The sequence below is a fragment of the Nocardia crassostreae genome, assembly GCF_001613405.1.
Lineage (GTDB): Bacteria > Actinomycetota > Actinomycetes > Mycobacteriales > Mycobacteriaceae > Nocardia > Nocardia crassostreae.
This window is the reverse complement of record NZ_BDCH01000012.1, coordinates 261,177-274,395: the sequence shown is the minus strand read 5'-3', so window position 1 is coordinate 274,395 and position 13,219 is coordinate 261,177. Positions and strand designations below refer to the sequence as shown.

The following is a 13,219-nucleotide window of genomic DNA, read 5'->3' as shown; positions in this document are numbered from 1 at the left end:
GGGAGTCGTGGAAGCATGGCAGGCATGTCCCAGCCAACCGCACCCGGCGGCATCATGGTGGATCCGGCCCTGCGGCCCAGTCCGCGCGCGAAACTGCTGTGGGCCGTCAGTGCCGCGCTGTCCTGGACGTTTCCGCTGGCGGGGCTGGCGGTGTGGGCGGTGCTGGATTCGGATCGGCGCGCGGTGCAGGCGTGGGTCTTCGGAATCATGCTGGTGCTGGCCGTTTTCAGCATTGCCGTGGTGCCGCTGTGGCGATACGCGGTGCATCGGTGGGAGATCACCGATGAGGCGGTCTACACCCGCACCGGGTGGCTGACCCAGGAATCGCGGGTCGCTCCCATTACGCGGGTGCAGACCGTCGACACCTATCGCGGGCCGCTGGAGCGGCTGCTCGGGCTGGCCACGGTCACCGTGACCACCGCGTCCTCGGCCGGGGCGGTGCACATCAGCGCCCTCGAACTCGAGGACGCGCGGGTCACGGTGACCCGGCTCACCGAGATCGCGGCCCGGCACCGGGGAGACGCGACGTGACCGAGGCGCCGCACCCGGACGAGCGGCCGGGCTCCTGGCAGCGCCTGGATCGCCGAATGCTGTTGGTCCACCCCGTCAACGAACTTCTCCGCTTCATCCCGGTGCTGCTGGCCTCGGTGATCGCGGGTACCCAGAGCGGCAATCACCTGTGGAGTCTGGCCGCGGTCGCCGTCATCATCGCGCTGGCCCTGACCCGCTGGTTCACCACCACGTACCGGATCACCACCGACAATGTCGAACTCCGCACCGGCCTGATCCAGCGAAAAAAGTTGTCCATCCCCCGTAACCGCGTGCGCTCGGTGGACGTCGAAGCGGATCTGCTGCATCGGGCGCTGGGCCTGGCGGTGCTGTCCATCGGCACCGGTCAGCAGGCCGAGCGCGGCGACCAGTTCAAACTCGATTCACTGGACGCGAGTCTGGTGCCCGATCTACGCACCGCCCTGCTCGCCCACACCCGCGAGACCACGGAATCGCCTGACGCCCAGCCGATCCCGGGCACGGAGGGCACGCCCGGAGCGCTCACCGGCGACGGCCCAACCCTGGTGAAATCCAACGGCCTACCCGAGCCCACCCCGCGCCCGCCGGTGGAAATCGCCCACTGGCAACCGAATTGGGTCCGCTACGCCCCCCTCTCGCTGACCGGCTTCGCCATCATCGCCCCCATCGTCGGCCTCGCCTTCCAATACGGCATCGCCCAGGTGGTCTTCGACTCGAATGCCGTCCAAGCCGTAGGCCATCGCGGCGCCCTGGTCATCGCCCTGTTCGTCGCCGTCCTCATCGTGGCCCTGGTGGTAGTCGTCAGCCTCGCCGCCTGCGCCCGCTACCTGGCCACCTACCACCGCCTCCAGGTCGTGGACGACGGCAAAACCCTCCACATCCGCCACGGCCTCTTCACCACCCGCCAGGTAACCCTCGACCTGGCCCGCCTCCGCGGCGCCACCGTCAACGAGCCCCTATTGCTGCGGCTCGCCGGTGCCGCCGAACTGGAAGCCATCATGACCGGCACCGACCCCCGCCAGAAAATCCTCCCCCAGGCCCCCCGCCCCGCCGTAGACCACACCCTCGCCCACCTCCTCGACAACCACCCCGACATCGACAACACCACCCTCCCCACACCCCCACCCATCACCGCCCCCCTAACCCCCCACGGCCCCGCCGCCCACCGCCGCCGCTACACCCGCGCCCTCGCCCCCATAGCCACCTCCGCCGCCACGCTGCTAGCACTATCCCTTGCCGGAGTACACATTCCAGCCTGGCTCTGGACCCTCACCCTCCTAGCGATCCCCATAGCCATAGCCCTCGCCTGGGACCGCTACCGAGGCCTAGGCCACGCCGTAATCCCCGCCACCCCCACCACCCCCACCTGGCTCATAACCCGCAGCGGCTCCCTAGACCGCGACCGCGACTGCCTCGAAGCCCCCGGCATAATCGGCTGGACCGTCCGCCAAACCTTCTGGCAACGCCGCGCAGGCGTATCCACCCTCATAGCCGCCACCGCCGCCGGAAAGAAGCGCTACCACCTCATCGACCTCCCCCTCGATCAAGCTTGGCCCCTGATCGATTCGGTCACCCCCGGCCTGCTCGGCCATCGCCGCTCCCCCGCCGTCACATCCGCTCCCGCGTCCTGATGACGCTCACCGTCCGGCGCTGCTCTCGTCGAGGACGTCGCGGAGGCGGGTGAGGGCGGATTTCCAGCCTCGTTCCATGGCGTTGCGGGCCATTTTCTGGCGGCGGTTCTCTATGTCGAAGCCGGTTTGGGTGAGGAGGAGGCGGGTGCCTCGGCCTTGGGGTTGGAGGGTCCAGTCGACTATCCAGCGGGCGGGGTAGCGGGGGCGGAGGTCGACCCAGGTGAGGGTGAGTTGTTCGGCGGGGCGGGCGGTGAGGACTTCGCAGGCGATTTCACCGGCGGGCTGGGTGGGGACGGCGAAGATGAAGTGGGTGCCGACGGCGGGGGTCAAACCGGTTGAGCGCATGAGCCATTGCTCGACCAGGACCGGGGTGGTCAGGGCGGACCAGACGGTGTCCGGGGCATGCGGGAAGAAACTGCCGATCTCTACTGCAGCGGGGTCCAATTCAGCATCAGACGTCACGTCACCACCATTTCATGAGCGATCGCCGAAATGGGGGCACGACAGCGGATTCTGTGGAAAAAACAGCGGGGCCACAAGATTGCCGGTTGCGCTACATTCACTCAGGGTCGCAGCATGATTCGGCTGCCGGGCCCGTTGATCGGCCGGGCAGGATCCGAGTGGGTTCGCAACCGGGGGCGGTGTTCGCCGGGTTCGTCATCGGGCGACTGCTCGGTGCGGGCGGGGTGGGCGCGACGGTGAGCGCGCGGTCCTCACCGATTTCGGCATCGCCCGCACCCTCGACGACACCGCCACCCTCTCCGGTATCACCGCCCGCCCCGCAAGCCCCGGCCGTGGTCCCGCAGACCCGCGTGCACCAGTTCCCGGGGTGAATCGAGGCGGCCGGTCAGAACTGGCCCGCCACAAATCCGGTGAACAGCACCAGGAATCCGCCGACCTCGCCCACGATCAGCGTGACCATGGAGATATGTGTCCCGGCCTTATCGGTCTGCCCGTGGTACTGATTGGTGGTGTCGCGCAGCCAGCCGTGCACGATATACGCCACGATGGCCGCGAGAAAGAAAAGCAGGATCACCACGTCCGCAGTGAGATTCACCGCGGCGGGCCACGCACTGAGTTCGGTGAAAACCGCGAGCAGCACTGTGGCGAACGAATAGAGCAGGGTCGCCCGATGCGCGATATCGACGTAGACATGCGCGGTCGCATCCGGTGAGGTGCGGATCTGCTGGTATTTCCACACGCCCAGCAGCAACGCCAGGATGAACAGCAATCCCGCTGCTACCAAGGCGATTCGCGTATCGATGCCCAGTTCGATCGCCGCCGCCAGTTCGGTGTTCCCCGCCATGATTCTCCTCGGTACCGGGTCGTACTGACGGAACAGTAACGCGTTCCAGCGAAGCGGAAAGCAGTTTTAGTAAACGGCGTAAACTCAGCCGTCACTCCGGGATGGGCGTGTAGATCACCAGATGCAGATCGGGGTGGTCCGCCGGGGCCAGGCGATGGTGTTCGAAACGCAGATCTCCGCGCACCGGATGGTGAAAAACCCGTTCCCGCGAGGCGAAACCTTCGATGTCGTGACTGCGCCAGCCCGCACGGAAAGGTTCACTCGTTTCCAGCAGCCGCTGAATGACCGGGGTATGCGCCAGATCACCCAGCCGCGGACCGGCTTCGGCGCGGAATTCCGCCAGGAACCGGCGGCTCGTCACCTCCCAATCCGGGAGCAGATCACGCACATACGGATCGGTGAACACGAGCCACAGCAGGTTGCGCTCGGCCGGAGCCACCGTCGCCACATTGGGATACAGCTCGGCGTACGCGCGGTTCCAACCGGTGATCTGCCAGTCGGGAGCGATGGCGTAGGCGGGGAAATCGAGCGCGTCCAGCAGATGCCGGATATGGGCAGGCGCGGAATCGGCTGTCGCGTCCGGGGATTCCGACAACGGCGCATACCCGGCCAGGGACAGGATGTACCCGTGCTCGGTCGGCGTCAGGCGCAGCGTCCGAGCCAGCGCATCCAGAACTTGCCGGGAGGGCTAGATATCCCGGCCCTGCTCGAGCCAGGTGTACCACGTCGCGCTGACCCCGGACAGCGTAGCGACCTCTTCGCGACGCAGCCCGCCCCTCCTACGCGGCCCAGCGGGCGGCAGCCCGACGGCCGTCGGATCCAGCTGCGCCCGCCGGGCGCGCAGAAATCCGCCCAGCTCCTCGCGCCGCCGACCGCTCGCCTCCACAGCCCCGAGCCTAAGCACCCCCACCCACCACACCCGTATCCGACCCACGCGAGCAGGTAATGGTGCAGGAAAAATCGGGCAAATACCTGCACCAGTACCTGCTCCCGTTGGGGTGGTAGTTGGAATACCAGTAGAAGGAGCGTCTTCGTGAGGGCGGGGGGTGATTGCAAGATTCGGGTATGGCGGAATTCAGGTCTCGGACTGTTACTCATGGGCGGAATATGGCGGGGGCTCGGGCCCTCATGCGCGCCTCCGGGGTGCCCAGCGCCGATATCGGCGTGAAACCCGTTGTCGCGGTGGCCAACAGCTTCACCGAGTTCGTTCCGGGGCATACCCATCTGCAGCCGGTGGGGCGCATCGTCAGCGAGGCGATCCGGGAGGCGGGCGGGATACCGCGGGAGTTCAATACGATCGCCATCGATGACGGGATCGCCATGGGGCACGGGGGCATGCTCTACTCGCTGCCGTCGCGGGATCTGATCGCCGATTCGATCGAGTACATGGTCGAGGCGCATTGCGCGGACGCACTCGTCTGCATCTCCAACTGCGACAAGATCACTCCGGGCATGTTGATGGCGGCCATGCTGCTGAACATCCCCACCGTGTTCGTCTCCGGCGGACCCATGGAAGGCGGGCGGACCGTGCTCACCGATGGCACGGTGCAGCGACTTGACCTGATCACCACCATGAGCGAGGCCGTCAACGACGCGGTCTCGGACGAGGACATCGCCCGCATCGAGGAGAATGCCTGCCCGACCTGCGGATCCTGCGCGGGCATGTTCACCGCCAACTCGATGAACTGCCTGGTCGAAGTGCTGGGGCTGGCCCTGCCCGGGAACGGGTCGCCCCTGGCCACCCATACCGCGCGCCGCGACCTGTACGAACGCGCCGGGCGGACCGTCATGGACATCACCCGCCGCTACTACGAGAAGGACGACGACGCGGTGCTGCCGCGGGCCATCGCCTCGCGGGCGGCCTTCGACAATGCGATGGCCCTCGACCTGGCCATGGGCGGGTCCACGAATACCGTGCTGCACCTGCTGGCCGCCGCGCGCGAGGCCGAGCTCGACCACACCCTCCAGGAGATCGAGGCGCGCTCGCACACCGTGCCCTGCCTGTGCAAGGTCGCGCCGAACGGCAGCGCGCTCATGGAGGACGTGCATCGTGCGGGCGGGATCCCGGCCATCCTCGGCGAACTGCACCGAGCCGGGCTGCTGCACCCGAATGTGCGTTCGGTGCACACGGATTCGCTGGAGCAGTGGCTGCACGACTGGGATGTGCGCGGGCCGAATCCGGCGCCCGAGGCGGTGGAGTTGTTCCATGCCGCGCCCGGCGGCAGGCGCTCCGCGACCGCGTTCTCGCAGTCGGAGCGCTGTGAGTCGCTCGATACCGATGCCGAGCGCGGCGTCATTCGCGATGTGGCGCACGCGTTCTCGGCCGATGGCGGGCTCGCGGTGCTGCGCGGCAATCTGGCCGCCGACGGCGCGGTGGTGAAATCCGCGGGCGTCGCCGCGGGCATGCACACCTTCGACGGCAAGGCCGTGGTGGCCGAATCCCAGGAGCAGGCCGTCGAAGCCATCCTGACCGAACGGGTGCGAGCGGGCGATGTGCTCGTGATCCGTTACGAGGGCCCGCGCGGCGGGCCCGGCATGCAGGAAATGCTCTATCCCACCGCGTATTTGAAAGGCCGCGGCCTGGCCGATTCGGTCGCGGTCGTCACCGACGGCCGCTTCTCCGGCGGCAGCTCGGGACTGTCCATCGGGCACGTTTCCCCGGAGGCGGCTGCGGGCGGCGTCATCGCCCTGGTCGAGGATGGGGACGGCATCACCATCGACATCCCGACCCGGACGCTCCGGCTGGAGGTGCCCGAGACCGAACTCGCCGCGCGCCGCGCCCGACAGGCCGCCGCCGGGTTCCGTCCGCGCCACCGCGAGCGGCCGGTGTCGAAGGCGCTGCGCGCCTATGCCCTGCTCGCGCAGTCCGCGGACCGGGGCGGCGTACGGGAACTACCCGAGACCGCCGCCATGTAATTACGAATTCACCTCGGATTCAGTAACTTTCACCAGTTGAAAGCCGGTCAAAGTAAGCGCGGATTCATGGCTATGTGGTAGAAATCACCCGAGCTTCACGAAGGGTGGATTCGTCATGGAACCTACGGCCGAACAGCGGGCCGCACTGGGCATGATCTGCGATACGTTCCTGCCGGGCGACGGGCTGTCGCTGCCACCGGCGAGCGAGCTCGGCGCCGTCGACACCATCTTCTCCATTCTGGGGCGCAATCCGCGCGAGGCCGAGCAGAAGCAGCTGGCCATGTTGCTCGGCATGTGGGATTCGCGGCTGCTGGGGCTGCTCACCGGCAACGGCCTGCGGAAGTTCTCGACACTGCCGCAGGAGCGGCGCGAGGCGGCGCTGCTGCGCCTCGGCGATTCGGGGCTCGCGCCGGTGCGCGCCATCTTCCAGGCGCTCAAGGGCGCGGCGCTGCTCACCTACAACGTGACACCCGGCCCGACAGGCACGAATCCGCTGTGGAAGGAGATCGGCTATCCGGCTCCGGCGGGTGCGTTGCCGACCGCGCCGAAGACCGCCGCTGGAACCGCTGCGGTTCACCGAATCCACCACGCTCACCTGCGATGTCGTCATTATCGGCTCGGGTGCGGGCGGCGGCGCGGCCGCCGCCGTGCTCGCCGGAGCCGGGCTGGACGTGATCGTCCTGGAGCGCGGAAACTATTACGACGACCGGGATTTCGGCAAAGGCGAACTGGCGGCCCTCACCACCATGTACGCCCCCGGCCCGGCCGCCTCGGCGGAAGGCCAGATCACGCTGGTCGCGGGCAGCTGCCTGGGCGGCGGCACGGTCGTCAACTGGAGCACCTCGCTGCCCACCCCCGACCGGGTCCGCCAGGAATGGGCCGAACTGGGCGTGCCGCAGTTCGCCGAGGCCGAGTACGGGGACGCCCTCACTGCGGTGTCCAAGCGCATCGGCGTGACCGATCAACGCTCGCCGCTGTCGCTGCGCGACGCCATCCTGGAGCGTGGCGCCCGCGAACTCGGCTGGGATGTGGACACCCTGCCCCGCAACGTATCCGATGCCTGTGACGCCGGTATCGAATGCGGCCGCTGCGGCTACGGCTGCCGCCTGGGCGCCAAACAGTCCACGGCCAAGACCTGGCTCGCCGACGCCGCCGCGCACGGCGCCCGCCTGGTGGTCGACGCCGATGTGCGCCGCATCGAGGTGAAGAACGGTCACGCCGAATCGGTGTCGGCGCGCACCTGCGGCGGCGCGGAGATCACCGTGACGGCCCGCGCCGTGGTGGTCGCCGCGGGCGCCGTCCAGACACCCGCGCTGCTGCGACGATCCGGGTTGCGCAACAAGAACATCGGCCTCCACCTGCGCCTGCACCCGGCCGCCGCCGTCTTCGGCGTCTTCGACGAGGAGATCCGCCCCTGGGAGGGCGGCCTGCAGACCCGCATCAGCCGCCACCACGCCGATCTGGACGGCAACGGCTACGGCGTCATCTACGAGACCGGTCCCACCCATCCCGGTCTCGGCACCGGGTTCATGAGCTGGCGCGGCGCGGCCGCATTCCGTTCCACCATGCTCGATTTCGCGCGTTCGAATGCCGTCGGCGTCATTACCCGCGATCGCGATTCGGGCACCGTCGAGGTGGACAAGACCGGCGAGCCGATCGTGAAGTACAAGCTCTCGGACTACGACGCCGCTTACCTGCACACCGGAATCGTCGGCGCGGCACAGATTCTCGAAGCCGCGGGCGCGCGCCGCATCTTTTCGGGCCATCAGGCCGGTGTCTCCTTCGAACCGGGGACCCGCGGCTCGCTCGCCGAATTCGACGCCGCGTGCAAGGCGGCGGGGTACGGTCCGGGCCAGTGCGCCATGGGCGCCCTGCACATCATGGGCTCGGCCCGCATGGGCGGCACCCCGGAGCTCTCGGCCACCAATCCCGACGGCGTCACCTGGGATGTCGGCAATATCGTCGTCGCCGACGGCTCCAGTTTCCCCACCGCCCCCGGCGTCAACCCCATGGTGTCCATCGAGGCCATCGCCCATATGAACGCCACCCGGCTCGCGGCCCGGCTGACCTAGTCTCAGAGCGACCGGATGCCTTCCAGTACGGCGTGCAGCAGCCCCATATCGGCGCTGCTGCCCGTCGGCGTCGGCGGCGCCCGGAAGATGATCACCCCGTCGTCGATGAGATCGCCGAGCAGCACCTTGGTCAGGGTCAGCGGCAGGTGCAGGTGCGCCGGGACCTCCGCCACCGACAATGGTGCGCGGCACAGGTTCTCGATGGCGGCGTACTCCGGTTCGGTCCGCCGCAGCCGGGGTCCGCGGTCGGCGACGACCACCAGCGTCGACATGGTCAGCTCCGGCCGCTCGGTGCGGCCGCGACCACGGGTCACGGCGTAGAGGCGGACCAGCGGGCCCGCCTCGTCCTCGTACCAGTGTTCGCGTGGCTCGTTCATGGCCTGCGCGGGTCGACCGACAGATGGGTGCCCACGCGCTGCACCGTCTGATTCATCTCGAAGGCCACCAGCCCCATATCGGCGGTGTCGGCGGCCAGTAGCGCCAGGCAGGCGTTCTCCCCGGCCGCGGTGATGAACAGGACCGCCTGATCCAGTTCCACCACCGTCTGCACCACGGCACCGGCCTTGAAGTGGTGACCGGCGCTGCGCGCCAGGCTGTGCAGGGCCGAGGCCATGGCGCCGAATTTCTCGGCCTCCGAACGGTCCTGTCCCGCAGAGGATCCGAGCAGCAGGCCGTCGGTGGAGAGCAGCACGGCCGACTGCGCGGCGGTCAGGCCGTTGACCAGTTCGTCGAGCAGCCAGCCGAGATCGATGCGCTGGGAAGTGGTCATGATCGCCTTCTCGTCGATGGAGTTATGGGTGGATCGGGTCTAGTCGGTGGATTCGGGGCGCACCCGGCGGCCTTGGCGGGTGCCCTTCGAGATCGCACTCATGAGACTGCGCGCCTCCTCCGCGGTGCGCGGGCGCGGCGCGGTGGCGGACGCGGGAGCGGCCGCAGACGGTGCGTCGGCGGGCGGCTGTTCGGCCGCCTTGCGGCTCCGGCGCGGCAGGGCGGGCCGGGCGCCGTTCACCGGCACCGGACGGGGATCCCGAGTCTGCGGGGCCGCGGGCAGCGCCGGTGCGCCCAGCGCGCCGGAATCGGAACGCTCGATCAGGGCCGGGCCATCACTCACCAGGGTCGACACCGGAGCCGAATTCGACTGTCGCACCGGTTCATCCGCCACCGGCACCGCCGGGAACCGATCCGAGCGCAGCGCGCTCGGCCAGACGGGCGCGAGATTCTGCAGGGTGTCCGGCCCACCGCTCAGCGGTTCGGAGCCCCGGCCGCCGCGCAGCTGAGCATGTGCGCCGATACCCTCGAGCAGCACCGACGGAATCAGCACCACCGCACGCACGCCGCTGTACACCGACTCGCCGAGTCGCACCGAGATACCTTGGCGCGCGGCCAGTTTCGCGACCACGAACAGTCCGAGCCGGGTATTGCCCGACAACGTCGCCACACTGAAGTCCGGCGGATCCGCCAGTACCGCATTGCGTTCGGCGAATTCGGTCTCGGTCATGCCGAGTCCCTGATCGGTGATCTCCACGGCCACGCCCCGGCCGACCACCACGGCCGACACCGTGACCTCCGACTCCGGCGGCGAGCACGCGGTGGCATTGTCCAGCAGCTCGGCCAGCAGATGGATCACGTCGGCGACGGCGCGGCTGGCGATCCACACCTCCGGCATGCGCCCGGTCTGAATCCTGGCGTAGTCCAGGCTTTCCGCCACCGCGCCGCGCACCAGATCCAGCAGTGCCACCGGATTCCGCCAGCGCCGCCCCGGCTGCTCGCCGCCCAGAATAATGAGGTTCTCGGCATTGCGCCGCGCCCGCGTCGCGAGATGGTCGAGCTGGAACAGCAATTCGAGCTGATCGGCGTTCTTCTCCTCGCGCTCGGCCCGGTCCAGCAGCGACAGCTGCCGGTGCACCACGACCTGGCTGCGATGGGCGATATTGAGGAACACCGCATTGATACCGGCGCGCGTCCTGGCCTCGCCCGCCGCGGCCGAGACCGCCACCACGTGGGCGCGGTTGAAGGCATCGGCCACATGCCCCAGCTCATCGGTGCCGAAGTCCAGCCGCGAGACCTCGGCCTCGGCATCGACGTCCTCGCCCGCGCCGAGCTTGCGGATCAGCTCGGGCATGCGTTCATCGGCCAATTGCAGAGTGTCGCGGCACAATCGGCGCATGCGCCCGATGAATCGATTGGCCAGCAGCAACGCCAGCACGAAGGCCACGGTGGCGATGAGCAGCACCCCCGCCCCGCCGAGCAGCGAGTTGCGAGTGGCCTCCTCGCCCTGCGCGCGGGCGATGACGTGCGCATCGCGGCTCTGGTCCTCCCACAGCGTCTGGAGGGCGACATTGACCTGCCGGGACGCGTGCTGCCAGGACGCCAGATCGGTCGGCAGCTCGACCGCCTGTTCCTCGGATTCCGCTGCGCTACCGGTCTTCTCGTCGGTCTCGGCGGTCACCGGCCCGCGCAGCAGCAGCGCGTCCTGCATGGCGGTGACCTGCTGCCAGGCGGTGCTCGCGGTAATGGTGTTCAGCTGTTCGAGCCGCACCCCCTTCAGCACCGAGGCCGAATAGGCGACCTCGCTGCGGAGTTCCCCCACCCGGCGGCCGAATTCGAGCAGAGTCGCCGCGGGCATCTCCCCGGTGGTCAGCGCCACCGCACCCATGGTGTCGGCCTGGGACAGCGCCTCCGCCGCCCGCAGCGGTTCGACGCCGTAACCCAGTTCGATGCCGATCTCGGCATCGGGCGCGACCCGCGCCGCCAGCATGGACGCGGAAATGATCGTCCCGATCACCGCCGTGAAGAATCCGAAGACCTGCTCCGCCGCCATCTGGGTGGAGTCCACCCCGGCGCGCAGTGTCGGGACCATGGCGAAAAGCTTGTTGTAGCCCTCGATATCGGCGGCCGACCCGTTCGGATTCAGCTCCCGGGCCGCATCCCCTTGGCGATGACGGCGGCCAGCGCCGCGTCCGAGCGCTGGCGGGCGCCGATCAGCTCGTTCACGGCGTCCGGATCACCGGCCAGCCGCAGCACCGACAGTCGGCGTTCCTCCTCGAAGGCGGACACCATGAGAATCGCCGGTGTGGTTGTGCTGCTCGCCAATTCGGCCCACTGCTTGGCCTCGCGGGCGTTCTGCACCAGATACACGGCCGCACCGCCGCCGATGGCCAGCAGCGTCACACTGGAAATGAGCACGATCGCCAGCAATCGCGTGCGGACGCTCATCCAGCCGCGGAGTCCGCGCCCACTCGAATCGGATAGCCTGCCAACCGATTTGCGCAAGTTCTGCCAGCTGCCCACTTAAATCTTCCGCTCCCGAACGCATTTCTGCGTCCCACCTGCGTGTCGAACTGCTCGAAATGAGCGATTCGTCACGCTTCCTCGCGGTGAGAGTAACGGATGGATCCCGAAGTGACTACGGATTCATGTCATCCGGAGGATCAGCCGCGCACCGGGTAGTTGGCCCGGATCACATTGTGCGGGTCGCGGGCGGTCTTGATCGCGCGCAGCCGCCCGAGCGTCTCCGCATCGAAGGCGGCAGCGGCCGATTCGCCCGGAATCAGGAAGGTGTACGGCTTCGCACCCGAGACGTGCGCACCGAGCGCCTCGACGATCTCGCGCCGCTTGGCCGCCACGGCCTCCTTCAGCTGCGGCAGGCCCAGGCCGAGCAGGTACAGCAGGTAGGGCTCGGTGACCGGTCCGCGCGCACCCGCGCCCGGAGCGGTCCGGGCCAGCGCACCGCCGAGATGCCGCACCTGCATATTGATCAGCGGCGCAAGCGGTTCGCCCAGCAGAACTTTCACCGTCGCGTCATCCAGATCGGTCAGCAGCTCGGCCCGCGACATGGACGGGCTCGGCGCGGTCGGCTCGGCGCAGATGTCACCGAGATCGGCCACCGACAGCGCACCGCGCTTATCGGCGATCACCCCGCCGATCCGATCGATGGCGGCGGTCAGCACGCGGCCCTGCTCCGGATCGCCCAGATACGCCACGTCCAGGGCCACCAACTCCGGGGCCTGCGGCGGCTGCAACCGGTGGAACCACACCGACAGCTCGTCGGGGGCCGCCGCGGTCAACTCCCGGAACGTCTCCCACACCTGCCGGGTCTGCACCGCGGGCCACAGCACCCGGCCGCCGTACAGCCCCGGCGCGGGGAACAGTTCGAACTCGATTCCGGTCACCACGGCGAAATCGCCGCCGCCACCGCACAGCGCCCAGAACAGCTCGGCATCGCTGTCGGCGGTCACCCGGCCCGGAAGGCCCTGCGCATCCACGATCTCGAAGGCGCGCACCGCATCCGAGGCCCAGCCGTGCTTGCGCCCGAACCAGCCCTGGCCTCCGCCGAGGGTGTAGCCGGTCACGCCGACCACCGGATTGCTGCCCGCCAGTCCGGTCAGCCCGTGCACCGCGGCCGCGGCCTGCACCCGACCCCAGTTCGCGCCGGAACCGACCCGGGCCAGTCGCGCAGACGCGTCCACCTCGACGGTGTTCAGCGCGCCCGTGCGCAGCAGGATCGCGGTCTCGATCTCGCCGGTCGCGCCGTGCCCGGTCGGCTGGGTCACCACCGGCCGCCCGGCGGTCCGCGCGAACCGCACCACCGCGGCCACATCGGCGGCATCGGCCGCCTCCACCACACAGGCCGGTCGCTGCGCGATGGCGCTGTTCCAGGCCGCGGCCGCCGCCTCGTACCCGGCGTCGCCGGACACCAGCACGCGACCCTGGACAGCATTACGGAGCTCTTCGAAAGCCATTGTCTTCCTCGTTCATCGAAGTGA

At 68.8% G+C, this 13,219-nt stretch carries 12 protein-coding genes and 2 pseudogenes; 6 read left to right on the top strand and 8 right to left on the bottom strand.

All coding sequences use genetic code 11. From position 1 onward, the window contains the following. Window positions 1-24 precede the first annotated feature (24 nt). Both NC4_RS08075 and NC4_RS08070 read left to right on the top strand, forming a co-directional pair. Window positions 25-531, top strand: coding sequence for a PH domain-containing protein (locus tag NC4_RS08075; protein WP_157554379.1), 507 nt, complete (start codon window positions 25-27; stop codon window positions 529-531). A 56-nt stretch (window positions 532-587) separates the two neighbouring features. Then, entirely contained in the window at window positions 588-2,159 is a 1,572-nt protein-coding gene (locus NC4_RS08070; RefSeq protein WP_084528846.1) for a PH domain-containing protein, read from the top strand. 6 nt (window positions 2,160-2,165) lie between these two features. Here NC4_RS08070 and NC4_RS08065 read toward each other — a convergent pair whose 3' ends face one another. After that, a complete protein-coding gene (locus tag NC4_RS08065) occupies window positions 2,166-2,621 on the bottom strand; it encodes an SRPBCC family protein (protein ID WP_067534491.1) in 456 nt (151 codons plus the stop codon). 158 nt (window positions 2,622-2,779) lie between these two features. Between NC4_RS08065 and NC4_RS40010 the strand changes: the two genes are divergently transcribed. After that, entirely contained in the window at window positions 2,780-2,992 is a 213-nt protein-coding gene (locus tag NC4_RS40010; protein ID WP_157554376.1) for a hypothetical protein, read from the top strand. Between the two features lie 14 nt (window positions 2,993-3,006). Here the strand turns inward: NC4_RS40010 and NC4_RS08060 are convergent, their stop codons facing one another. Both NC4_RS08060 and NC4_RS08055 read right to left on the bottom strand, forming a co-directional pair. Then, on the bottom strand, window positions 3,007-3,465 hold the full coding sequence (locus NC4_RS08060; RefSeq protein ID WP_067534488.1) for a hypothetical protein: 459 nt from the start codon (window positions 3,463-3,465) through the stop codon (window positions 3,007-3,009). 91 nt (window positions 3,466-3,556) lie between these two features. After that, a pseudogene (locus NC4_RS08055) lies at window positions 3,557-4,351 on the bottom strand (helix-turn-helix transcriptional regulator). A gap of 179 nt (window positions 4,352-4,530) precedes the next feature. On the opposite strand from NC4_RS08055, the gene ilvD reads away from it, so the two are divergent. The 3 genes and pseudogenes from ilvD to NC4_RS08045 all read left to right on the top strand — a co-directional run bounded on the left by ilvD (window position 4,531) and on the right by NC4_RS08045 (window position 8,453). Continuing rightward, window positions 4,531-6,381 carry a dihydroxy-acid dehydratase gene (ilvD, locus tag NC4_RS08050; protein WP_067534485.1) on the top strand — a complete coding sequence of 617 codons (1,851 nt, stop codon included), beginning with the start codon at window positions 4,531-4,533 and terminating at the stop codon, window positions 6,379-6,381. A 115-nt stretch (window positions 6,382-6,496) separates the two neighbouring features. Then, window positions 6,497-6,838, top strand: a pseudogene (locus NC4_RS44435) (oxidoreductase); the annotation flags it as partial. Window positions 6,839-6,908: 70 nt separating this feature from the next. Beyond that, window positions 6,909-8,453, top strand: coding sequence for a GMC family oxidoreductase N-terminal domain-containing protein (locus NC4_RS08045; protein WP_369690701.1), 1,545 nt, complete (start codon window positions 6,909-6,911; stop codon window positions 8,451-8,453). 2 nt (window positions 8,454-8,455) lie between these two features. Here the strand turns inward: NC4_RS08045 and NC4_RS08040 are convergent, their stop codons facing one another. The 5 genes from NC4_RS08040 to NC4_RS08025 all read right to left on the bottom strand — a co-directional run bounded on the left by NC4_RS08040 (window position 8,456) and on the right by NC4_RS08025 (window position 13,195). Continuing rightward, window positions 8,456-8,830, bottom strand: a complete 375-nt coding sequence (locus NC4_RS08040; protein WP_067534482.1) for a DUF742 domain-containing protein — start codon at window positions 8,828-8,830, stop codon at window positions 8,456-8,458. Then, window positions 8,827-9,222 carry a roadblock/LC7 domain-containing protein gene (locus tag NC4_RS08035; protein ID WP_067534480.1) on the bottom strand — a complete coding sequence of 132 codons (396 nt, stop codon included), beginning with the start codon at window positions 9,220-9,222 and terminating at the stop codon, window positions 8,827-8,829. Before NC4_RS08035 ends, NC4_RS08040 begins: the two co-directional genes overlap by 4 nt. 39 nt (window positions 9,223-9,261) lie before the next feature. After that, window positions 9,262-11,340 (bottom strand): sensor histidine kinase, encoded by a 2,079-nt coding sequence (locus tag NC4_RS08030; RefSeq protein WP_369690721.1) that lies wholly within the window; start codon window positions 11,338-11,340, stop codon window positions 9,262-9,264. A gap of 23 nt (window positions 11,341-11,363) precedes the next feature. Continuing rightward, window positions 11,364-11,669: a hypothetical protein gene (locus tag NC4_RS42275; RefSeq protein ID WP_245721559.1), complete on the bottom strand. Its 306-nt coding sequence runs from the start codon at window positions 11,667-11,669 to the stop codon at window positions 11,364-11,366. A gap of 215 nt (window positions 11,670-11,884) precedes the next feature. After that, on the bottom strand, window positions 11,885-13,195 hold the full coding sequence (locus NC4_RS08025; RefSeq protein ID WP_067534477.1) for an FAD-binding oxidoreductase: 1,311 nt from the start codon (window positions 13,193-13,195) through the stop codon (window positions 11,885-11,887). Window positions 13,196-13,219 lie beyond the last annotated feature (24 nt).

What these genes read in the sequence shown, in the direction of transcription:
- NC4_RS08060 (WP_067534488.1), bottom strand. Translation starts at nt 3,465, where the DNA reads ATGGCGGGGAACACCGAACTGGCGGCGGCGATCGAACTGGGCATCGAT.
- NC4_RS08035 (WP_067534480.1), bottom strand. Translation starts at nt 9,222, where the DNA reads ATGACCACTTCCCAGCGCATCGATCTCGGCTGGCTGCTCGACGAACTG.
- NC4_RS08075 (WP_157554379.1), top strand. Translation starts at nt 25, where the DNA reads ATGTCCCAGCCAACCGCACCCGGCGGCATCATGGTGGATCCGGCCCTG.
- NC4_RS42275 (WP_245721559.1), bottom strand. Translation starts at nt 11,669, where the DNA reads ATGAGCGTCCGCACGCGATTGCTGGCGATCGTGCTCATTTCCAGTGTG.
- NC4_RS08040 (WP_067534482.1), bottom strand. Translation starts at nt 8,830, where the DNA reads ATGAACGAGCCACGCGAACACTGGTACGAGGACGAGGCGGGCCCGCTG.
- NC4_RS08070 (WP_084528846.1), top strand. Translation starts at nt 588, where the DNA reads ATGCTGTTGGTCCACCCCGTCAACGAACTTCTCCGCTTCATCCCGGTG.
- NC4_RS08025 (WP_067534477.1), bottom strand. Translation starts at nt 13,195, where the DNA reads ATGGCTTTCGAAGAGCTCCGTAATGCTGTCCAGGGTCGCGTGCTGGTG.
- ilvD (WP_067534485.1), top strand. Translation starts at nt 4,531, where the DNA reads ATGGCGGAATTCAGGTCTCGGACTGTTACTCATGGGCGGAATATGGCG.